19 protein-coding genes and 1 tRNA gene are annotated in these 20110 nt (G+C 71.5%); 12 read left to right on the top strand and 8 right to left on the bottom strand.

Annotation, left to right across the window (positions count from 1 at the left end; translation table 11 throughout):
- Positions 1–46: 46 nt before the first annotated feature.
- Together IEZ27_RS36620 and IEZ27_RS36615 are read right to left on the bottom strand one after the other, a co-directional pair.
- Positions 47–913 (bottom strand): TetR/AcrR family transcriptional regulator, encoded by an 867-nt coding sequence (locus IEZ27_RS36620; RefSeq protein ID WP_189651439.1) that lies wholly within the window; start codon positions 911–913, stop codon positions 47–49.
- 79 nt (positions 914–992) lie between these two features.
- Complete coding sequence (locus IEZ27_RS36615; protein WP_189651438.1) at positions 993–1931, bottom strand: acyl-CoA desaturase; 939 nt, start codon at positions 1929–1931, stop codon at positions 993–995.
- A 302-nt stretch (positions 1932–2233) separates the two neighbouring features.
- On the opposite strand from IEZ27_RS36615, the gene IEZ27_RS36610 reads away from it, so the two are divergent.
- The 12 genes from IEZ27_RS36610 (at position 2234) to IEZ27_RS36555 (ending at position 13628) form a co-directional block, all read left to right on the top strand.
- A tRNA-Gln gene (locus IEZ27_RS36610) sits at positions 2234–2305 on the top strand.
- 135 nt (positions 2306–2440) lie between these two features.
- Positions 2441–3892: a bifunctional UDP-N-acetylglucosamine diphosphorylase/glucosamine-1-phosphate N-acetyltransferase GlmU gene (glmU, locus tag IEZ27_RS36605; RefSeq protein ID WP_189651437.1), complete on the top strand. Its 1452-nt coding sequence runs from the start codon at positions 2441–2443 to the stop codon at positions 3890–3892.
- Entirely contained in the window at positions 3889–4866 is a 978-nt protein-coding gene (locus IEZ27_RS36600; protein ID WP_125636621.1) for a ribose-phosphate diphosphokinase, read from the top strand. The genes glmU and IEZ27_RS36600 overlap by 4 nt, the downstream gene beginning before the upstream one ends.
- A 97-nt stretch (positions 4867–4963) precedes the next feature.
- On the top strand, positions 4964–5593 hold the full coding sequence (locus IEZ27_RS36595; RefSeq protein WP_189651436.1) for a 50S ribosomal protein L25/general stress protein Ctc: 630 nt from the start codon (positions 4964–4966) through the stop codon (positions 5591–5593).
- Between the two features lie 59 nt (positions 5594–5652).
- Positions 5653–6237 carry an aminoacyl-tRNA hydrolase gene (gene pth, locus IEZ27_RS36590; protein WP_125636623.1) on the top strand — a complete coding sequence of 195 codons (585 nt, stop codon included), beginning with the start codon at positions 5653–5655 and terminating at the stop codon, positions 6235–6237.
- 225 nt (positions 6238–6462) lie between these two features.
- Positions 6463–7839, top strand: coding sequence for a sugar transferase (locus tag IEZ27_RS36585; RefSeq protein WP_189651467.1), 1377 nt, complete (start codon positions 6463–6465; stop codon positions 7837–7839).
- On the top strand, positions 7839–8603 hold the full coding sequence (locus tag IEZ27_RS36580; protein ID WP_189651435.1) for a 3'(2'),5'-bisphosphate nucleotidase CysQ: 765 nt from the start codon (positions 7839–7841) through the stop codon (positions 8601–8603). Before IEZ27_RS36585 ends, IEZ27_RS36580 begins: the two co-directional genes overlap by 1 nt.
- Before the next feature lie 18 nt (positions 8604–8621).
- The gene (gene cysD, locus IEZ27_RS36575) at positions 8622–9536 is read left to right on the top strand and encodes a sulfate adenylyltransferase subunit CysD (protein WP_125636625.1); all 915 of its coding nucleotides are present in this window, start codon (positions 8622–8624) and stop codon (positions 9534–9536) included.
- Positions 9536–10798, top strand: coding sequence for a sulfate adenylyltransferase subunit CysN (gene cysN, locus IEZ27_RS36570; protein WP_125636626.1), 1263 nt, complete (start codon positions 9536–9538; stop codon positions 10796–10798). Before cysD ends, cysN begins: the two co-directional genes overlap by 1 nt.
- A gap of 144 nt (positions 10799–10942) precedes the next feature.
- Positions 10943–11842 carry a sulfotransferase gene (locus tag IEZ27_RS36565; protein ID WP_229824674.1) on the top strand — a complete coding sequence of 300 codons (900 nt, stop codon included), beginning with the start codon at positions 10943–10945 and terminating at the stop codon, positions 11840–11842.
- The gene (locus IEZ27_RS36560) at positions 11839–12711 is read left to right on the top strand and encodes a glycosyltransferase family 2 protein (RefSeq protein ID WP_229824673.1); all 873 of its coding nucleotides are present in this window, start codon (positions 11839–11841) and stop codon (positions 12709–12711) included. The genes IEZ27_RS36565 and IEZ27_RS36560 overlap by 4 nt, the downstream gene beginning before the upstream one ends.
- A complete protein-coding gene (locus tag IEZ27_RS36555) occupies positions 12708–13628 on the top strand; it encodes a WecB/TagA/CpsF family glycosyltransferase (protein ID WP_189651434.1) in 921 nt (306 codons plus the stop codon). The genes IEZ27_RS36560 and IEZ27_RS36555 overlap by 4 nt, the downstream gene beginning before the upstream one ends.
- Here the strand turns inward: IEZ27_RS36555 and IEZ27_RS36550 are convergent.
- Genes IEZ27_RS36550 through IEZ27_RS36525 form a run of 6 tightly spaced genes read right to left on the bottom strand, consistent with a single transcriptional unit; the run spans position 13618 to position 20065 of the window.
- Complete coding sequence (locus tag IEZ27_RS36550; protein WP_189651433.1) at positions 13618–14508, bottom strand: sulfotransferase; 891 nt, start codon at positions 14506–14508, stop codon at positions 13618–13620. The genes IEZ27_RS36555 and IEZ27_RS36550 overlap by 11 nt on opposite strands.
- Positions 14505–15758: a lipopolysaccharide biosynthesis protein gene (locus IEZ27_RS36545; protein ID WP_229824672.1), complete on the bottom strand. Its 1254-nt coding sequence runs from the start codon at positions 15756–15758 to the stop codon at positions 14505–14507. Before IEZ27_RS36545 ends, IEZ27_RS36550 begins: the two co-directional genes overlap by 4 nt.
- Positions 15746–16600: a sulfotransferase family protein gene (locus IEZ27_RS36540; RefSeq protein ID WP_189651432.1), complete on the bottom strand. Its 855-nt coding sequence runs from the start codon at positions 16598–16600 to the stop codon at positions 15746–15748. The genes IEZ27_RS36545 and IEZ27_RS36540 overlap by 13 nt, the downstream gene beginning before the upstream one ends.
- Positions 16597–17493 carry a hypothetical protein gene (locus IEZ27_RS36535; RefSeq protein ID WP_189651431.1) on the bottom strand — a complete coding sequence of 299 codons (897 nt, stop codon included), beginning with the start codon at positions 17491–17493 and terminating at the stop codon, positions 16597–16599. Before IEZ27_RS36535 ends, IEZ27_RS36540 begins: the two co-directional genes overlap by 4 nt.
- Positions 17490–18755, bottom strand: a complete 1266-nt coding sequence (locus tag IEZ27_RS36530; protein ID WP_189651430.1) for a hypothetical protein — start codon at positions 18753–18755, stop codon at positions 17490–17492. The genes IEZ27_RS36535 and IEZ27_RS36530 overlap by 4 nt, the downstream gene beginning before the upstream one ends.
- Positions 18752–20065, bottom strand: coding sequence for a Wzz/FepE/Etk N-terminal domain-containing protein (locus tag IEZ27_RS36525; protein ID WP_189651429.1), 1314 nt, complete (start codon positions 20063–20065; stop codon positions 18752–18754). The genes IEZ27_RS36530 and IEZ27_RS36525 overlap by 4 nt, the downstream gene beginning before the upstream one ends.
- Positions 20066–20110 lie beyond the last annotated feature (45 nt).

Genomic DNA, 20110 nt, shown 5'->3' with positions numbered 1-20110 from the left:
TATTGCCCCGATTGGTTGAACGGAACGTTAACGTAGCCGCAACGACTCACTCCGGATGCTCGGCCTGCTCCAGGCGTGCGGCGCGCTCGGCGAGCCTGACCTCCCGCTGACGGATCTTCTCCTCGCGCTCACGGGCCTTCTCCGCCTCCTTCAGCAGCCGCTCGCGCTCCTTCAACTCTCGTACCCGGGCCTTCTCGGCGTCACGCAGCTCACGCTGGCGCAGCTTCTCGGCCTCCTTGAGCTCCTTCTCGCGGGCCTTCTCGAAGTCGCGCATCTCCTTCTCACTGGCCCGCGGTTTGGCGAGCGCCTGCTGGTCGCGGCTGGCCACGGTGATGACCGGGCTGGGGTTCAGCCCGGTCAGGCCGTTCCAGGCCAGGTTGACCAGGTGCGCGGCGACCTCCTCGCGGCCAGGCTTGCGTACGTCCAGCCACCACTGGCCGGTCAGCGCGACCATGCCGACCAGCATCTGGGCGTACATCGGGGCGAGTTTGGGGTCGTAGCCGCGGTCCGCGAACTCGTCGGCCAGCACGTCCTCGACCTGGCTGGCGATCTCGCTGATCAGGCTCGCGAACGTGCCCGTGCCCGAGGCCGCGTGCGAGTCGCGGACCAGGATGCGGAAGCCCTCGCTGCTCTCCTCGATGTACTGCAGCAGGGCCAGGGCGGCCCGCTCCAGCTTGATGAGGGAGTGGGAGGCGGCGAGGGCGGAGGTGATCATGCCGAGCAGCTTCTGCATCTCGCGGTCCACGACGACCGCGTAGACGCCTTCCTTGCCGCCGAAATGCTCGTACACCACAGGTTTGGAGACCTGCGCGGTGGCGGCTATCTCCTCGATAGAGGTCCCGTCGAACCCCTTCTCGGCGAACAGCGTGCGGCTGATCCGGATCAGCTGCTCTCTGCGCTCTCTACCGGACATGCGCCTGCGAGATCGGGGTTCGGTCACGGTTTCCATAATGACGGCCACGGACGAATGGCCGTTCATCGGCTGATTATCGTCAGGCAATGCGCTTCGCCGCCAGGCGCTCCGGCGTCGGCCAGCGCACGTCGTCCACCCAGCCCACCCGCTCGAAGATGCGGATCAGGCCGGCGCTCAGGTCGATCTGGCCCTTGAGCGCGCCGTGCCGGGCGCAGGTGGGGTCGGAGTGGTGCAGGTTGTGCCAGGACTCGCCGAACGACGGGATGGCCAGCCACCAGACGTTGCGCGACTTGTCGCGGACCTGGAAGGACTCCTCGCCGAAGACGTGGCAGATCGAGTTGATCGACCAGGTCACGTGGTGCAGCAGGCCGATGCGGATCAGCGAACCCCAGAACAGCGCGGTCAGCGCGCCCTGCCAGGACCAGGTGAGCAGCAGGCCCAGCACGCCGGGCAGCAGGACCGAGACGAGGGCCAGCGTCGGGAACCACTTGTGCAGCTTCTGGATGTCCTCGTCCTTGCACAGGTCGGGGGCGTACTTCTCGCGGTTGGTGCGCTCGCTCTCGAACAGCCAGCCCATGTGGGCGTAGAGCAGGCCCTTGGACATCGACTTGAAGCCGGGGCCGAAGCGCCACGGCGAGTGCGGGTCGCCCTCCTTGTCGGAGAACTTGTGGTGCTTGCGGTGCGTGGCCACCCAGTCCAGCACCGACATCTCCAGTGACAGGCTGCCCGCGATGCCCATCGCGATCTTCAGCGGCCGCTTGGCCTTGAACGAGCCGTGCGTGAAGTAGCGGTGGAACCCGACGGTGACGCCGAGCCCGGAGACGATGTAGAAGACGAAGGCGATGGCGATGTCCGTCCAGCCGAGTCCCCAGCCCCATGCCAGAGGTACCGCCGCCGCGATCGCGATCAGGGGCAGTCCCACCACGAGTGCGAACGTGACGAGCTCCGCCTTGGATTTCGGTTCGGGTTCGAAGTCGGGCTTCGGGGCAGGGGATGAGCGCTCGGCGAGAACGGTCATGGGCTACCTCCAACGACATGTATGAGGACGAATGTCCGGGCTACGCCACCGTAACCTACGCCATCGTAAGTAAGGAAGCCCTAAGCTGTGGATGTCACATAGCTGACGGGCGGCTCGCCGAGGTGAGTGGGTTTCGTACCTTGCGGCTTTTCGGGGGGTCTGTTATGTGAGCAGCGCGCCGACCACCCCTCATGACCCCGGTATTCGCGGGGGCTGGTGAGGTGGGAGAGAATTGAGGGCGCATACGCCCGTGCGGGCTCGGTATCGTAGGGGCTGTGCCGGACGCCGCGGCGTCCGGTCCGTCCCGGATCGTCTAATCGGCAGGACAAGTGGTTTTGGTCCACTTTGTAGGGGTTCGAGTCCTCTTCCGGGAGCCTTGACACACATTTCGCGACTCCCCGGGCGAAAGAGCCCGGAGCCGGGCAGGTATCCTCACGGTGTCGGGAGGGTTGCGGGGCGGTAGCCGCGCCGACGACCCTGATCCGTCCAGTCACAGGGAGCCTCAGTCCGTGAGTGTGCCGCGCCCGGCAGCCGTCATCGTCCTCGCCGCCGGCGAGGGCACCCGGATGAAGAGCCAGACCCCGAAAGTCCTGCACGAGCTGTGCGGCCGCGCGCTGGTCGACCATATGCTCGCCGCCGCCCGCGACCTCGGTCCCGAACGGCTCATCGTGGTGATCGGCCACGCGCTCGAACAGGTCGGCGGCCATCTCGCCGCGACCAGCCCCGACGCGCGCGCCGTCGTCCAGCGTGAGCAGCGCGGCACCGGCCACGCCGTCCGTACCGTGCTCGAAGAGGTCGGCACGATCTCCGGCACGGTCCTGGTCACCTACGGCGACGTGCCGCTGCTGCGTGCCCGTACCCTTTCCGACCTGCTGGACAAGCACGCCGCCGACGGCAACGCGGTCACCGTGCTGACGGCGCAGGTGCCCGACCCGACCGGCTACGGCCGGATCGTGCGCGACCCGTCGGGCGCCGTGCTGGAGATCGTCGAGGAGAAGGACGCCGACGACGAGCAGCGCGCGATCAAGGAGATGAACTCCGGCATCTACGCCTTCGACGGCCTGCTGCTCGCCGACGCCGTCAAGCGCGTGTCCACCGACAACGCCCAGGGCGAGGAGTACCTCACCGACGTGCTCGGCATCCTGCGCGGCGACGGCCACCGGGTCGGCGCCTGCGTGGTGGCCGACCACGTCGAGGTCGAGGGCGTCAACGACCGCGTCCAGCTCGCCTTCGCCCGCCAGGTGCTCAACCGGCGCCTGCTGGAGGAGCACATGCGCGCCGGCGTCACCGTCGTCGACCCGTCGAGCACGTGGGTCGACGTGGGCGTGGAGATCGCGCCCGACGCCGTCATCCACCCCGGCACCCAGCTCCACGGCCGTACGGTGATCGAGACCGGCGCCGAGGTCGGCCCGGCGACCACGCTGACCGACACCCGCGTCGGCGAGCGCGCCGTCGTGCGCAACGCGGTCTGCGACAGCGCCGAGATCGGCCCGGAGGCCAACGTCGGCCCCTACGCCTACCTGCGCCCCGGCACCGTCCTCGGCCGGAAGTCCAAGGCGGGCACGTTCGTCGAGATGAAGAACACCAAGGTCGGCGAGCGTTCCAAGGTGCCCCACCTGACCTACGCCGGCGACGCCACCCTCGGCGAGGACGTCAACATCGGGGCCTCCAGCGTCTTCGTCAACTACGACGGGGTCGACAAGCACCACACCACCGTGGGCGACGGCGCGTTCGTCGGCTGCGACACCATGCTCATCGCTCCCGTGACGATCGGCGACGGCGCCACCACAGCGGCCGGATCCGTCATCGTCAGCGACGTACCCCCAGGGGCGATGGGCGTGGCAAGAGCGCGACAGCGCAACATCGAGAAATGGGTCTTGCGCAAGCGCGCGGGCACGAAGTCGGCCGCCGCCGCCGAACGGGCGCTGGCCGAGCGAGCACAGCAGGAGAACGAACAGTGACCAGCATCAAACAGCCGGGCGAGAAGAACCTCATGCTCTTCTCCGGCCGGGCCTATCCAGAGCTGGCCGAAGAGGTTGCCGAGCACGTCGGCGTCTCCCTCACCCCCACCAAACTGATCGACTTCGCCAACGGCGAGATCTACGCCCGATACCTTGAGTCCGTCCGCGGTTGCGACGCCTTCGTGATCCAGAGCCACACCGGCCCGATCAACAAGTGGATCATGGAACAGCTCATCATGGTCGACGCGCTCAAGCGGGCCTCCGCCAAGCGCATCACCGTGGTCATGCCGTTCTTCGGCTACGCCCGCCAGGACAAGAAGGGCCGCGGCCGCGAGCCCATCACGGCCAGGCTGATGGCCGACCTGTTCAAGACCGCGGGCGCCGACCGGCTCATGTCGATCGACCTGCACACCTCGCAGATCCAGGGCTTCTTCGACGGTCCCGTCGACCACCTGTTCGCGATGCCGGTCCTGGAGAGCTACCTGAAGAACAAGCTCGACCTGGCCAACACCACCGTCGTCTCGCCCGACACCGGGCGCGTCCGCCTGTCCGAGCGCTGGGCCGACACCCTCGGCACGCCCCTGGCCTTCATCCACAAGCGCCGCGACCTCGACGTGGCCAACTCCGTGAAGGTCAGCGAGGTCGTCGGCAAGGTCAGCGGTCGCACCTGTGTGCTGATCGACGACATGATCGACACCGCCGGCACGATCTGCAAGGCCGCCGACGCCCTCTACGAGCAGGGCGCCACCAACGTGATCGTCGCCGCCACCCACGCGGTCTTCTCCGACCCCGCCGTCGACCGGCTGAAGAACTCCCGCATCTCCGAGGTCATCGTGACCAACACGCTGCCGCTGTCGGAGACCAAGCGGTTCGACAAACTGACCGTGTTGTCGATCGCCCCGCTGATCGCCCGCGCGGTCACCGAGGTCTTCACCGACGGGTCCGTCACGAGCCTGTTCGAGGGCGACACCTGAGCGAGTAAGCTGTACGGGTTGCGCTCGTAACGCCTTCCGCTAGGGCGGGTGAGGGGGAGCGCGCCACAATCCGATCTCTGCATCCCTAGGAGATGTCGTGTCCGAAGTACGTATTGCCGCCGAGCCGCGCACGGTGTTCGGCAAGGGCGCCGCCCGCAAGATCCGCCGCGCCGACAAGGTGCCCGCCGTTCTCTACGGGCACGGCATCGACCCCAAGCACCTGACCCTGCCCGGTCACGAGGTGCTGCTCGCGCTCCGCACGCCCAACGTGCTGATCCGCCTCGAGGGTGAGGGTGTCGACGAGCTGGCCCTGCCCAAGGGTGTGCAGCGCGACCCGATCAAGGGCTTCGTCGAGCACGTCGACCTGATCCTGGTCAAGCGCGGCGAGAAGGTCACCGTCGAGATCCCGGTCACCACGACCGGCGACGTCAACTCCGAGGGCCTGCTCGACCAGCAGCTCGTCGCGGTGGCCGTCGAGGCCGAGGCCACCCACATCCCGACCGGTGTCGAGGTCGACATCGAGGGCATGGAGGTCGGCACCGTCGTCACCGCCGCGCAGCTCAACCTGCCGTCGGGCGCCACGCTGGCCGCCGACCCCGAGGCCGTGGTCCTCCACGTCATCGCCAAGCCGACCGAGGAGCCCGCCGAGGAGGCCGCCGAGGCCGCCGAGGGTGAGGTCGCCGAGGCCGAGGGCGAGGGCGAGACCGCCGAGGCCGCTGCCGAGTAAGCACGTCCTGCGAACGGGGGTGGCGCGAGGCCGCCCCCGTTCCGCTGTAAGGGGAGCACATGGACCGCTGGCTGATCGTGGGACTGGGCAATCCGGGGCCCGAATACGCGGGCAACAGGCACAACGCGGGCTTCATGGTGCTCGACGAGCTGGCCGCGCGGGCCGGTGGGCGCTTCAAGGCCCACAAGAGCAGGTCCGACGTGCTGGAGACGCGGGCGGCCGTGCTGGCCAAGCCGCTGACGTACATGAACCTGTCGGGCGGGCCGGTCAAGGCGCTCGCCGACTTCTACAAGATCGGCCCCGAGCGGCTGATCGTCGTGCATGACGAGCTCGACGTCCCCTACGGCGCGCTGCGCGCCAAGCTCGGCGGCGGCGACAACGGCCACAACGGGCTCAAGTCCATCACCAAGGTCCTCGGCACCCGCGACTACCTGAGGGTGCGCTTCGGCATCGGCCGGCCGCCCGGCCGCATGGACCCCGCCTCCTTCGTGCTCAGAGACTTCGCCACCGTCGAGCGCAAGGACCTGCCCTTCCTCGTCGACCGCGGCGCCGACGTCGTCGAGTCGCTCATGACCCGCGGCCTGGAAGTCACCCAGAACGAGTACCACCGGGCTGATCTGCACATTTCCGGCCCTCCGCGCTGATCGCCGCATAGAACCGTTCGCCGCCTGTCGTCGCGTACGCACGGCTACCATCTGTGACTGTCCGTTCGGTAATGGACACACACAGGTGTGCCGGGGAGACGGCGGGAGCGGAGCGGGGGAAGACGGCATTTGGCGACCGAGGCCGCCTCACGCAGTGAGGCAGGAGAGCCCGTGAGATCGGGCGAGGCCGTCTCGTGGCGGGTGAGCCCGGTGACGCCGGTGTGGATGCGGTCCTACCGGTTCCGTGCCGTCGTGGGCGATCTGTGCGGGGCGGGCGTCGGGTCCGCCGCCGCCTTCTGCGGCAGGTTCGGGGGGTTCACCCCGTACGTGCTGCCGTACCTGCTGGTCAGTGTGGCGTTGCCGTGGGTGTGGATCTGCGCGGTCGCGTTCAACCGGGCCTACGAGCCGCGCATGATCGGCGTCGGCACCGAGGAGTTCCGCCGGGTCGTGCACGCCGGCGTGGCGCTGACCGCGGCCACCGCGATCGGCTCGTACGTCACCAAGACCGACGTCGCCCGCGGCTACGTCGTGCTCGCGCTGCCCCTGGTCACGCTGCTCACGCTGGTCGCCCGCTACCTGCTGCGGCGCTCGCTCAACCGGCGCAGGGCGGCCGGCGCCTGCATGCGCAGGGTGGTCGCGGTCGGCCATCCGGCCTCGATCGCCGAGCTGGTCCAGCTCTTCCGCAGGGAACGCCACCACGGCATGGACGTCGTGGCTGCCTGCGTGCCCCACGGCGACGCCCAGGGCGCGCTGAGCGGGGTGCCCGTGGCGGGCGACTTCGGCGACGTGCCGCTGGTGGTCGACCAGGTGCGCGCCGACACCGTGGCGGTGCTGGCCTGCCCCGAGATGGACGGCGACGCGCTGCGCCGGCTGGCCTGGCGCCTGGAGCGCAGCCACACCGAGCTGGTGGTCGCCCCCGCGCTGATGGACGTCACCGGCCCGCGCATCATGATCCGGCCGGCCGCCGGGCTGCCCCTGCTGCATGTCGAGCACCCCGAGCTGACCGGCGCCAGGCAACTGGTCAAGAACGTCTTCGACCGCCTGGTCGCCGCCGCGCTGCTGGTGCTGCTGTCGCCGCTGCTGGTGGGCCTGGCGGTGGCCGTACGCGGCACGAGCCCCGGGCCCGCGCTGTTCCGCCAGGTCAGGATCGGCAAGGACGGCAGGCCGTTCACGATCCTGAAGTTCCGTACCATGCGGCGGGGTTCGGAGGAGCAGAAGATCACCATGGTCAGCGACCGCGACGGGCTGCTGTTCAAGATCCGCAACGATCCGCGTGTGACGCCGCTCGGCACGCTGATGCGCCGCCACTCCCTCGACGAGCTGCCCCAGCTCATCAACGTGCTCCTCGGACACATGTCGCTGGTCGGCCCCCGCCCGCCGCTGCCGGAGGAGGTGGCGCGCTACGGTGACGATGTGCGCAGACGGCTGCTGGTACGCCCCGGGCTGACCGGGCTGTGGCAAGTGAGCGGACGATCCGACCTGTCCTGGGAGGAATCGGTCCGCCTCGACCTGCGTTACGTTGAGAACTGGTCCCTCACGCTGGACCTCCAGATCCTGTGGAAGACCTGGTCGGCCGTCGCCCGCGGGCAAGGAGCATATTGATGACGATTCGCGACGACCACGCCGTGGCCGCCGACCTGGCGACCGAGGCGGGCGAGCGGCTGCTGGGGGTTCGCGAGCGCACGGGGTTCGGCGACTCCGCCGCGCTGCGGGCGGAAGGCGACCGGGCCGCGCACGTGTTCCTCATGGAGGCGCTGGCGCGCTTGCGTCCGAGTGACAGTGTCCTGTCCGAGGAGGCCACCCGCGAGGAGCGGCTCGACCCGCGCAGGCTGGGCGCCGAGCGGGTGTGGATCGTCGATCCCCTCGACGGCACCCGCGAGTTCTCCGAGGAGGGCCGTTCCGACTGGGCCGTCCACGTGGCGTTGTGGGAGCGCGGCAGGCTGACGGCGGGCGCCGTGGCGCTGCCCGCGCAGGGCCGTACTCTGAGCACGGCCGAGCCGCCCGCGCTGCCGGCGTTCGAGAAGGGGCGCTTCCGCATCGCGGTGAGCCGCACCCGGCCGCCGGAGTTCGTCCAGAAGCTGGCCTTTCTGCTGGGGGCCGACCTGGTGCCGATCGGCTCGGCGGGCGCGAAGATCTCCGCGGTGCTCACCGGCGAGGTCGAGGCGTACGTGCACGCCGGCGGCCAGTACGAGTGGGACTCCGCCGCCCCCGTCGCCGTGGCGCAGGCCGCCGGCGCCTTCGCCAGCCGGGTCGACGGTTCGGAGCTGACCTACAACCAAGCCGACCCGTCACTACCGGATATCCTGGTTTCCCTACCGGAGCTGGCGACATCCCTGCTCGCCGGAATTCGGGACCTGCACCGCTAACCGCCGGAGGAAGCGCCCATGCTCCAGCGCGACTACACGACGTCGCAGCTCGACGTACTCGAAGCCGAGGCCATCCACATCATGCGCGAGGTGGCGGCGGAGTTCGAGCGGCCGTGTCTGCTCTTCTCCGGGGGCAAGGACTCGATCGTCATGCTCCGCATCGCGGAGAAGGCGTTCTGGCCCGCGGCCATCCCGTTCCCGCTGATGCACGTCGACACCGGGCACAACTTCGACGAGGTCATCGAGTTCCGCGACCGCCGTTCCGAGGAGCTGGGCGCGCGCCTGATCGTGGCCAGCGTGCAGGAGTCGATCGACAGCGGCCGGGTGGTGGAGGAGACCGGGCGGCGCGCCTCGCGCAACCGCCTGCAGACCACCACCCTGCTCGACGGGATCGAGGAGCACGAGTTCGACGCCGTCTTCGGCGGGGCCAGGCGCGATGAGGAGAAGGCCCGCGCCAAGGAGCGCGTGTTCTCCTTCCGCGACGACTTCGGCCAGTGGGACCCGAAGAACCAGCGCCCCGAGCTGTGGAACCTCTACAACTCGCGCATCCGCAAGGGCGAGCACATCCGGGTCTTCCCGCTGTCCAACTGGACTGAGCTGGACATCTGGGACTACATCCGGCGTGAGGGCATCGAGATCCCCTCGATCTACTTCTCCCACACCCGCAAGGTGTTCGAGCGCGACGGCATGTTGCTGCCCGACTCCGACGTCGTCTCGCGCGGCGACGACGAGCCGCTGTTCGAGGCCGTCGTACGCTACCGCACCGTCGGCGACATGACCTGCACCGGCGCCGTTCAGTCCAAGGCCGTCACGGTCGAGGAGATCATCGAAGAGATCGCGGCCACCCGGATCACCGAGCGGGGGGCCACCAGGGCCGACGACCGCTCGTCCGAGGCCGCCATGGAGGACCGCAAGCGAGAGGGCTACTTCTGATGGACATTCTTCGCTTTGCCACCGCGGGAAGCGTCGACGACGGCAAGTCCACCCTCATCGGACGGTTGCTCTTCGACTCCAAGGCCATCTTCGAGGACCAGCTCGAAGCGGTCGAACGCACCTCGCGCGACCGCGGCACCGAGTACACCGACCTGTCGCTGCTGACCGACGGCCTGCGGGCCGAGCGCGAGCAGGGCATCACGATCGACGTGGCCTACCGCTACTTCGCCACGCCCAAGCGCAAGTTCATCATCGCCGACACACCCGGGCACATCCAGTACACCCGGAACATGGTCACCGGCGCCTCCACGGCCGACCTGGCGATCATCCTCATCGACGCGCGCAAGGGCGTGCTGGAGCAGTCGCGCCGGCACGCGTTCCTGACCTCGCTGCTCCGCGTGCCGCACCTGGTGCTGGCCGTGAACAAGATGGACCTGGTCGACTACTCGCAGGAGCGGTTCGAGGAGATCCGCGAGGAGTTCACCTCCTTCGCCTCCAAGCTCAACGTGACCGACCTGACGTTCATCCCGATCTCCGCGCTCAACGGCGACAACGTGGTCTCGCGCTCGGAGAACATGCCCTGGTACCTCGGCACCTCCCTGCTCCACCACCTGGAGAACGTGCACATCGCCTCCGACCGCAACCTGGTCGACGTGCGTTTCCCGGTCCAGTACGTGATCCGCCCCCAGAAGGCCAACGACCACGCCTTCCACGACTACCGCGGCTACGCGGGCCAGGTCGCGGGCGGCGTGCTCAAGCCGGGCGACGAGGTCGTGCACCTGCCGTCCGGGCTGACCACGCGGATCGCCTCGATCGACACGTTCGACGGGCCGGTGGAGGAGGCGTTCCCGCCCATGTCGGTCACGCTTCGCTTCGAGGACGACCTCGACGTCTCGCGCGGCGACATGATCGCCAGGCCCAACAACCAGCCGCACGCGGCGCAGGATCTGGAGGCCATGGTCTGCTGGATGGCCGACGGCCTCAAACTGGCCCCGCGCTCCAAGCTGACGATCAAGCACACCACCCGTACGGCGCGGGCCCTCGTGCGCGACCTGCACTACCGGCTCGACGTCAACAGCCTGCACCGCGACGAGGAGGCCACCGCGCTCGGCCTGAACGAGATCGGCCGGGTGTCGCTGCGGGTCACCCAGCCGCTGTTCGTCGACGACTACGCCCGCAACCGGCTGACCGGCGGCTTCATCCTCGTGGACGAGGCCACCAACGGCACGGTCGGCGCCGGGATGATCATCGACGCCAACTGAGCGCATCGACCGTACTGGACGGCCCGGCGATCTCCGCCGGGCCGTCCGTGTTTCGGTAGATCTTTGCGAGGTTTCCTGACCTACTGATTACCCTGCGCGCTAGTGTCGTCGCATTCCGTGTTGGCGACGTGAAGGCCCTCCCCTGTGACCGACCGCGCAACCGCCACCCGAGTGATCTTCCTCGGGGGCCTCGGCCGAAGTGGCACCACTCTGCTGGAGCGGCTGCTCGCGGAGCTGCCCGGCGTGGTGGCGCTCGGCGAGGTGGTCCACCTGTGGTCGAGGGGCGTGCTGGCCGGGGAGCCGTGCGGCTGCGGGGCCGCCTTCGCCGACTGCGACTTCTGGCGGCGGGTGGGGGAGCGGGCGTTCGGCGGGTGGCGTCCGTCGCTGGCCGAGCGGGTGCTCGTGTTGCGGCGGCGGGTGGACCGTACCCATCGGATGGGGTGGATCGCCCATCCCGACCTGGCCGAGTACGCGCGGGCGTACCGGAGGGTCTACGAGGCGACCGGCGCGCCCGTCGTGATCGACTCCAGCAAGCACGCCTCGCTCGCCCACTGCCTGGTCGCGGCCGGGATGGACGTACGTGTCGTGCACGTCGTCAGGGATCCGCGGGCCGTGGCCCACTCCTGGCGCAGGCTCGTGGAGCGGCCCGAGGACGGGCGTCCGATGACCCGGTGGGGGCCGTTCCGCACGGCGCTCCACTGGACCGCCCAGAACGCCGGCCTCGAACTCCTCACCCGCCGGGGCGCCCGGGTGGCCCGGGTGCGCTACGAGGACCTGGTCGCCGACCCGGAGCGCACGCTGACCGAGCTCGCCGGGTTCCTCGGTCTCGATGTGCCGGGCCTGCCGTTCCTGGAGGGCGCGACCGCGCTGCTCGGGCCCGCGCACACCGCGTCCGGCAATCCGATGCGGTTCCAGGTCGGGGGGATCCGGTTGCGGTGCGACGACTCGTGGCGTTCGGGGCTGCCGGTGCGTGACCGGCGGCTGGTCGCCGCGCTCACCTGGCCCCTCCGCGTGCGGTACGGCTACCGGGAGGTGGCCGCGTGACCGCGCTGCCGTCCGTGGGCGTGGTGATCCCCACGCGGGGCGATCGGCCCGGTCCGCTGCGCGAGGCCGTGGCGGCCGTGCTGGCCCAGGACTACCCGGGCCGGGTCGCCGTGGTCGTGGTCGCCGACGGGGCCGACGCGGGGGAGCCGGGTGTGCCCGTGCTGGCCAACTGCCGTACCCCTGGGCTGCCCGGGGCGCGTAACACCGGTGTGGCGGCGCTCGACACCGACCTCGTGGCGTTCTGCGACGACGACGACCTCTGGTTGCCGGGCAAGCTCGCCGCCCAGGTGCGGGCGCTGGGCGGGGGCGAGTTCGCGAGCTGCGCCATCGAGGTCGAGCACGGGCGGCGCCGGGTGGTCCGGCTCGCGGGCTCGGACACGGTGACCGTGGCCGACCTGGTGCGGTCGCGCATGGTGATGGTGCACTCCTCGACGTTCCTGTTCCGGCGGGGGGTGTTGTGGGCCGACGAGAGTGCCCCCGGCGGGCAGAACGAGGACTGGGACTTGGCCCTGCGCGCGGCCCGGCGGCAGCCGATCACGTACGTGGACCGGCCGCTCGTACGGGTGCGGTGGGGTGGTTCGTCCCACTACGCCGCGCGCTGGGCGGACCGGATCGCCGGGCTCGACTGGATGCTCGACCGGCACCCCGAGCTGGCCCTCGACCGGCGCGGCGCGGCCCGCGTCTACGGGCAGCTCGCCTTCGCGCACGCGGCGCTCGGGCGGCGGCGGGAGGCGGTCCGGTGGGCGTGGCGCACGCTGGGGGCGCGGCCGGGCGAACCGCGCGCGCCGATCGCGCTCGCCGTCGCGGCCGGGCTCGTGCCGGCCGCCACCGTGCTCGGGTTGCTGCACGGGCGGGGGCGCGGCATATGAGCCCCCCGAGAACCCGCACCCCCGCCGTCCCCGCGCAACGGCCCCCGTCCCACGCCCCCGCCGACAGCAGGAGCAGCGTGTACGGCCCCTCGACTCCCGCGCCGGTTGCGGGTGAGGGCGGGGCGTACGGCCCCTCGGTTCCGCTGCGTTCCAGGGGGGCGGGGCGGGTGGTGGTGGCCGGGGTCGGGGTGGACGTCGTCACCGAGGCCGACGTGGTGCGGTGGGTGGAGCGGGAGGCGGCGGCCGGGCGGGGCGGTCGCATCGTGACGCCCAACGTCGACATCTGCCGGGCCGTCGCCCGCAACCCCGCGCTCCAGGAGCTCGTACGCTCGGCCGACATCGTGGTGGCCGACGGCATGCCGCTGGTGTGGGCGGCCAGGCTGCTCGGCACGCCGCTGCCCGAGCGGGTCACCGGGGCCGACCTCATCTGGTCGCTCAGCGAGCTGGCCGCGGCCCGGGGCTGGCCGGTGTACCTGCTCGGCGGGCCGCCGGGCGTGGCCGAGCTGGCGGCCGACGAGCTCAGGAGCTGCCGTCCGGGGCTGAAGGTGGCCGGGGTGCACGCTCCGCCGTACCACTTCGACGCCACGGCGGAGGGGAGGGAACGGGTGCGGCGGCGGGTGGTCGCGGCGCGGCCCCGCCTGGTGTTCGTCGGCCTCGGCTTTCCCCGGCAGGACCTGCTCATCGCCGAGCTGCGGGAGGAACTTCCGGAGGCGTGGTTCGTGGGGTGCGGGGCGGCCATCGCCTTCGCCGCGGGGACGGTCCAGCGGGCGCCGCGGTGGATGCGGCGGGCCGGGCTGGAGTGGGCGTTCCGGCTGGTGAGCGAGCCCGGACGGCTGGCGCGGCGCTACCTCGTGGACGACCTGCCCTTCGCGGTACGCCTGCTCACCGGCTCCCTGCTGCGCCGGTTCAGGCGGTGAGGGCGCGGACTCGGATGGCCTCCTGCGGGGTGAGGCCGCGGGCGGCGCTGGTCAGGGCTTGACGGGAGTCCATCGGCCGGAAGGCCGTGCGGGACAAACCTGACCAGGCGAAGGCCGCTGACCGGCCGGAAGGCGTCGTGCACGCGCGTACGATCCGGCGTTCGGCGGACGGGGTCCAGGGCAGGCCCGCGTGGGCGTACAGGCGTCTGAAGCCGGTGACCGGGTCACGTGCCAGGGACTCGTACGAGACGACCAGGATGCCGGGGGTGGCGGCCAGCACCGACCGGGCGGTCCGCCACAGACCGGCGGTCCTGGCCAGTACGTCCGGGGAACCGACCAGGGGACGCAGGTCCAGCACGCCGGGATGGTCGCGGACGAGGAGCGGCTGGTCGAGCAGGTCGCGGACGTCGAACGTCCAGCCCAGGCGGCGCCAGCTCGCGGCGAACGACACGGGATCGCGTAAGAGGGCGATGACCGCGCAGCCCAGCCGCCGGGCGAACCAGCCGGCCGAGAACACCGCGAACGGGTCGTCCAGCAGCGCCCGGCGGCCGGTCAGGCGGCCGTACGCGAACGCGGTGCCGTAGCGCGCCAGGCGGGCCAGGTCGTAGGGGGAGTGGTTGGCGCGCAGCTCGGCGAGCCAGTGGTAGCGCAGGGCGACGGTGTCGCGGAAGGCGGGCAGCCAGGCGGCGGCGTTGTCATCGCAGATGTACTGGAATCGGTGGGCGACCTCCGCCCGGAGCACGCCGGGGCAGCGGCCGGGCGGGTGTTGCGGGTTGAGCGGCTCGTTGACGTAGACCAGGCCGCCGCCGGCGGCGAGCATCTTGCCGGCCCAGCTCGTGCCGCTCCTCGGCAGGCCGGTGACGAGGACGGGGGTGTTCACGCGGCCGTGGCCCAGGTGCGCGGGCGCAGGGCGGCCAGGGTGTGGCGGCCGAACGGGCGCAGGCCGTAGCGGTGGTGGAGTTGCCACAGCGGCAGCAGGTTCTTCACGATCACGCCGGACGACCAGCCGATGACCGCGCCGAGCGCGCCGTGGGAGGGGATCAGGACCAGGTCGAGCGCGACGGTGCAGGTGATCGCGGCCAGCAGGTTGAGCAGGCTGGTCAGGGTGTGCCCGGCGGCGGTCAGGACGACGTCCACCATGCCGCAGGCGGTCGCGACCAGCATGGTCCCGGCCAGGACCAGGGCGATGGGGGCGGCGGCGCCGTACGCGGGGCCGAAGACGCGCAGCAGCCACGGCGCGAGGACGGCGTAGCCCAGCCACACCGGCCAGGTCAGCAGCACCAGCCAGATCGTGGTGGCCTGGTACAACTCCCGCGCCCGCCCCAGCTCCCCGTCGGCCAGCGCCCTGACCAGCCGCTCCTGTACGGCCTGCGCCAGCCCCTGGTTGGCGAGCTGCCCGACCACGCGGAACCGGGTGGCGGCCGTGTAGACCGCGGCCTGGGCCGGCCCGGCGAGCCAGGCCACGATCACGATGTCCAGCCGCTGGAACACGGCCTGGATGGCGCCGGCGACGGATCGCGGCGCGGTGTACCGCCACAGGTCACGCCCGGTCCCCGGCAGGTACGGCGTGCGCGGCGCGCGCCCCGGCAACCCGGCGAGGGCCAGGACGAGCAGCGGCACGAAGGGCAGTGCCCAGGCCGCCGGCAGCCATTCGGGAGCCTTCGCCAGCGCCGCCCACGAGACGAGCACGAGCTGCGCGACGGGCAGCAGCACCCCGTCCAGCAGCACGGTGGGACGTATCGAGCCGAAACCGCGGGTCGCGGCCAGGGCGACGTCCCCGAGCACGATGACCGGCAGGGCCCAGGCCAGCAGCCCGATGCGCGGCTCCAGCAACACCCCGGCGCCGCAGGCGGCCAGCGCGCACGGCACCACGGCCGCCCGGAAATATCCGGAAATGCCGCGATAGTCGTAGGTCTTCGCCCGCGCGATGAAGTACACCAGCCCGTTCCCGGCGTCCAGCTTGGCGATGCCGGCCGCCATCAGCGTCAGGGCCGTCACGCTGAAGAACGCCCCGGCCTGCGCCGGGCTGAACGCCCTGGTCACCACCACGGCGAGCGAGAACTGCGCCAGCGCGCTCACGCCCGCCCCGGTCAGTCCGGCGATCCCGCGCCGGACCATCACCGGCGCCACGACGGCTCACCGCCCAGCCAGCGCGTCAGCCGCGCGTCGTACGGTTCGAAGTGATCCCTGAGCGCCTGCTCCAGCACGCCGGGCACGGGCCTGGGCAGCGGCCTGCCGTTGTGCCGCTCGAACGCCGGATATCCCAGATGCGGCACCCCCAGGAACTCCAGCACACGATCGTGCACGGACTCCGGCTCGGCGAAGAACCGGTGGCTGTCCAGCACCAGCATGCGGTCGCGGCCGAACAGCGGTTCGAGGCGGTCGAGCTGGTCGGCGTACCGGCCGCGGGCCACGTACGCGTGGTGGCGGTGGGAGTGGTGCTCCGAGTACGGCGACGCGCGCAGGCTCTCCTCGGCCCCGGCCAGCCGCGCGGCCTCCAGCTCCAGGGCGGACTCCAGGTGCGACTCGGTCTCGAAGCCCCTGGCCAGCTCGTGGGCGTGGGCCGAGCAGGCCCGCGCGACCGGGTCGCGGACCAGGACGATCAGCTTGATCCCCGGCAGGTCGGCGGCGATGCGCTCCCCGGCCGGCGGATGGAACAGGTAGTAGGGGGAGGACTCGAACGCCTGGGGCCGGCCGCCGTACCGGTGGGCGAGCAGGGCCGCGCCCGCCCGCAGCGGGAAGTGCGCCTGGTACCAGGACAGGGGCCGGTGGTAGCCGACGTCGAAGTAGTGGACCCCTTTGTGCAGGACCGGCTTGAGCAGCAGCGGGTGCTGGGCCAGCGCCCGGTAGAGCGAGGTCGTGCCGCACCGCTGCGCCCCGATGATCAGGAACGCCGGCAACACCCGCGCGCCCGACGTGAACCGGCCCGCGAGGCGCGAGAAGGACAACACCGGCCGCTTCATCGTCCTCATGGCAGCAGCTCCTCGTGGTCGACGGCCGGGTTGAGCCAGGTCTCCGGCGGGCCGAGCGGGAAGTGGCCGTCGGCGGCGTGCCGGTCGGCCAGCACGATGAGGTAACGCAGCGCCGTCTGCCTGGCCGCGGCCGACGACAGGCCGAGCGGGGCCAGCTCACGGGCCGCGCGGGCCACGCAGGCGCGGGCCGCCTCGGGCGGGGCCATCCGGCGCAGCGCCCGCTGGAAGAAGTGGTGGACGGCGTCGAGGCCGTAGGGGACGCCGGTCTCGTACCGCTCCCAGTCCCAGACGAGCAGCCGGCCGTCGGCGGACGGGCACATGTTCCACGGGGACAGGTCGCCGTGCCAGGCCGGGGTGGGCCCGCCGGTGGCGGCGATCTCCGCGACCGCGGCGTACAGCAAGGAGGGGGACACCCGGCCGCGCCGGACGGGCAGCGGCGAGAGCGCCAGCACGGGCAGGCCGCGCCACTCGCCGTGGTGCAGCACGGCGGGCACGACGACGGTCTGCAGCGGCGCCTCGGCCAGGCCGCGCAGGGCCGCCGCCTCGCGGTCGACCAGCTCGCGGGCCGGCGGGCTGTCGCCGACCTTCACGAACGCCAGCAGCCGGCCGCCGCTGCGGGCCTCCAGGACGGGCTTGCGGTTGGGGCGCAGCGCGGGACGTACGTGCAGCACGGTCTCCACGGGCGCGTCGAAGACCTCGCCCAGGTAGGTCGCGATGGAGTCCTCGACCGGCACGGTGACCGCGCCCCCCGGATGCCACCAGCGCCGCGGCGCCAGCCGGCGGGGCAGCCCCCGGTGCGGCAACACCGAGTACGGCCGCGGCGACCCCGTGCCCGGGAACAGCAGGCGCACGGTCTCCCGGAGGTATCCGAGCCGCGCGGAGGCGTCCTTCATGCGTTCCTCCACAGCAGGGCGAACGAGATCAGATAGAGGCTCAGCGGCGTCACCAGGCCGTCGTAGACGAACATGTAGAGCAGTACGAGACCCATCACCAGCACCCCGGCCAGCCCGATCGGGGAGCGGTCGGCCCAGTGGCGGCGGATGGCGCCGAGGAAGAAGGCCACGTAGAGGGCGGCCCCGGTGAAGCCCTGGGTGATCAGCAGCAGCCAGAGCTGCCCGTCGCTGCCGAGCGGCGGATGCCCGCAGGCGGCGCACCACTGGGTCTTGCCGGTGGTGATCGAGCGGTGGTTGCCGAGCGCGTTGCGGGTGTTGCCGTAGCCGATGACCGGCGAGTGGCGGGCCGCGGCGACGGTGGCGGTCATGGTGAACGCCCTGACGTCGTTGGAGTGCGGTTTGTCCAGCCGCTGGGCGAACACCGAGGCCAGCGGGCTGAGCGCGAACGCCACCAGCCCGGCGGCCACCGCCCCGCACAACGCGATCCTCGTACGGCCCCCCACCCGCACGATCAGGTACGCCACCGCCACCCCGAGCCCGATCCACAGGCCGCGGTTGAGCGAGTACACGACCGGGACCGCGGCCAGGCCGATCACCAGGACCGCCAGCACCCGGCGTCCCCGCCCGCCGTACGTCCACCAGCCGACGACGAACCAGATCAGCAGCACCGAGGCGTTGCTGCCCCACGCGTTGGCCCATTCGAAGGGCGCCTCCGGCCTGGGCGAGGAGTAGCCGAGCACCTTCTGCGTCTGGGCGGCCGTGGGATGGATGAGGTTCTGGACGAAGGAGTTCTCGCCGATCCAGCCCGGCAGCAGCAGCTCGACCGGCGAGGTGAAGGCGAAGTGCGGCAGGACCACGCCGAGCAGGCCGCCGGCGACCGTGGTCAGGAACAACACGCCGAGCCAGCGCACCAGGCGTAGTTGCGGCAGCTCGCGCTCGGTCAGGTTGCCCAGGTAGAGCACCATGATCAGGATGGACACGTACAGGGCCAGGCGCATGGCCCAGCCGATCAGCCGGCCCATGCTGAACTCGCCGTACGTGCCGGGGGGCAGCTCGTCCAGCATCATCGCGCTCAGCGCGTAACCGGCGAGCAGCAGCAGCCACAGGCCGAACCCGTGGGGCACCCTGATCGGCCGCCGCCGCCACAGGATCACCGCCATCGGCACGGCCAGGACGATCACCGACAGGCCGCCGAAACCCAGGGCCCACCAGATCGGGTAGCCGAGCAGGAGCGCCGCGATCGGCCAGGCTGGTCCTGTCACGTCTGCTTGCGTTGCCGGTGGTGGAACGACTGCATGGGGGTGGTCTCCGCCGACACGTTCACCGCCAGCTCGCCGGTGGCGACGAGCTTGCCGAGCGGGGTGTGGGTGCGCGGGTCGAGCAGCGGGACGAACTCCGGCACCGCGTCGGTGGCCGTCACCACGCCGACGACCGGCACACCGTGCCTGTCCAGCTGGCGTACGGCGGCCACCACCTCGGTGGAGGCGACCCGGCCCAGCCCGACCAGCAGCAGGGCCGCGTCCGCCCTGGCCAGATCGCGGACGTCGGAGCCGTCGAGCACCGACAGCGGCGCGCTGACGGCCAGCGGCTCGGCGAGCGAGGAGGCGTAGAGGTCGGCGGGCAGCGACCGGACCAGCAGCCGTTTGCCCGGACATGCGGCCACCACGGCGCAGGCCAGCTCGTGCAGCGCGCCGTGCTCGCGGGACGCGGACAGGTCGGTCAGCACGGGCAGCCCGGTCAGCCGTTCGACGTCGGCGGCCGTGCGCAGCCGGGTGTCGAGCCGGTCGCGGGCGTAGGCCGCCGCCGCGCCGAGCAGCAGCCCGGCCATCAGGCCGGTGCCGAGGAAGAGCGGCAGGCTGGGGGAGCTGGGCCGGGTGGGCGGCAGGGCCTCGCTGATGACCGAGCCGGGGGTCACCGCGATCGTGCGCAGGGCGTCGTACTTGAGGGTGAGGCTGGCGGCCTGGCGGTTGAGCATGCTCTGGCGCTGGGTGGCGATGGTGTGCTCGGCGCTGCCCTTGATCAGGCGGCCGGCCTCTTTGACGGCCGCGTCGAGGGCCGCCTGGACCTGCTTGAGCTTGGCCGCCACCGCCTGCTGCCGCTCGGCCGTCGCGGCCCGCGCGCTCTCGCGCCTGTTGGCCAGGTAGGCGTCGGCGTAGGCCCGGGACTGCGCGGCCGCGGTCACGGGCTCGGGCGCGGTCACCGAGATCCACAAGACGGCGGAGTTGGGCGGCACCGAGACCTCGACCGGCTGGGGCGCGGGGATCCGCAGGGCCTGGGCGACCCGGGCCGAGACCACGGCCGACTGGGCTATCTGGGCCTCGGTGTCGAGGTTGAGCGGCTCGCGCTGCCGGTTGCTCACCTGGTTGCTCTGGTCCTGGCCGTCGACGGGCGTGACGAGGACCTGGGTGACGGCGGTGTAGGCCGGCGGCGTGGCCCGCAGCAGGGCGAGCCCGGCGGTGCCGCCGACCACGACGCAGCCGACGAGGAGCAGCCACCGCCTGCGCAGCAGCGAGAGATGCTCGTCCAGGTCGGCGCCCGGGCGGCGCGCCTGGAGGTCCGGCGACGGGCTCATGGGGACGGTCTCCTGGAGGGGATGCGCGCTGTCGCGAGTGTGCGA

This window comes from Nonomuraea spiralis (assembly GCF_014648435.1).
GTDB classification, from domain to species: Bacteria; Actinomycetota; Actinomycetes; order Streptosporangiales; family Streptosporangiaceae; genus Nonomuraea; species Nonomuraea spiralis.
The sequence above is the reverse complement of the archived record's forward strand: the minus strand, read 5'-3'. Positions and strand labels throughout refer to the sequence as shown.

Bases quoted from the DNA above. Each gene is read 5' to 3' on its own strand.
- cysN (WP_125636626.1), top strand. From the start codon at position 9,536: ATGGACATTCTTCGCTTTGCCACCGCGGGAAGCGTCGACGACGGCAAG.
- IEZ27_RS36540 (WP_189651432.1), bottom strand. From the start codon at position 16,600: ATGAGGACGATGAAGCGGCCGGTGTTGTCCTTCTCGCGCCTCGCGGGC.
- IEZ27_RS36585 (WP_189651467.1), top strand. From the start codon at position 6,463: ATGCGGTCCTACCGGTTCCGTGCCGTCGTGGGCGATCTGTGCGGGGCG.
- IEZ27_RS36535 (WP_189651431.1), bottom strand. From the start codon at position 17,493: ATGAAGGACGCCTCCGCGCGGCTCGGATACCTCCGGGAGACCGTGCGC.
- IEZ27_RS36580 (WP_189651435.1), top strand. From the start codon at position 7,839: ATGACGATTCGCGACGACCACGCCGTGGCCGCCGACCTGGCGACCGAG.
- IEZ27_RS36615 (WP_189651438.1), bottom strand. From the start codon at position 1,931: ATGACCGTTCTCGCCGAGCGCTCATCCCCTGCCCCGAAGCCCGACTTC.
- cysD (WP_125636625.1), top strand. From the start codon at position 8,622: ATGCTCCAGCGCGACTACACGACGTCGCAGCTCGACGTACTCGAAGCC.
- IEZ27_RS36525 (WP_189651429.1), bottom strand. From the start codon at position 20,065: ATGAGCCCGTCGCCGGACCTCCAGGCGCGCCGCCCGGGCGCCGACCTG.
- IEZ27_RS36620 (WP_189651439.1), bottom strand. From the start codon at position 913: ATGTCCGGTAGAGAGCGCAGAGAGCAGCTGATCCGGATCAGCCGCACG.
- IEZ27_RS36555 (WP_189651434.1), top strand. From the start codon at position 12,708: ATGAGCCCCCCGAGAACCCGCACCCCCGCCGTCCCCGCGCAACGGCCC.
- pth (WP_125636623.1), top strand. From the start codon at position 5,653: ATGGACCGCTGGCTGATCGTGGGACTGGGCAATCCGGGGCCCGAATAC.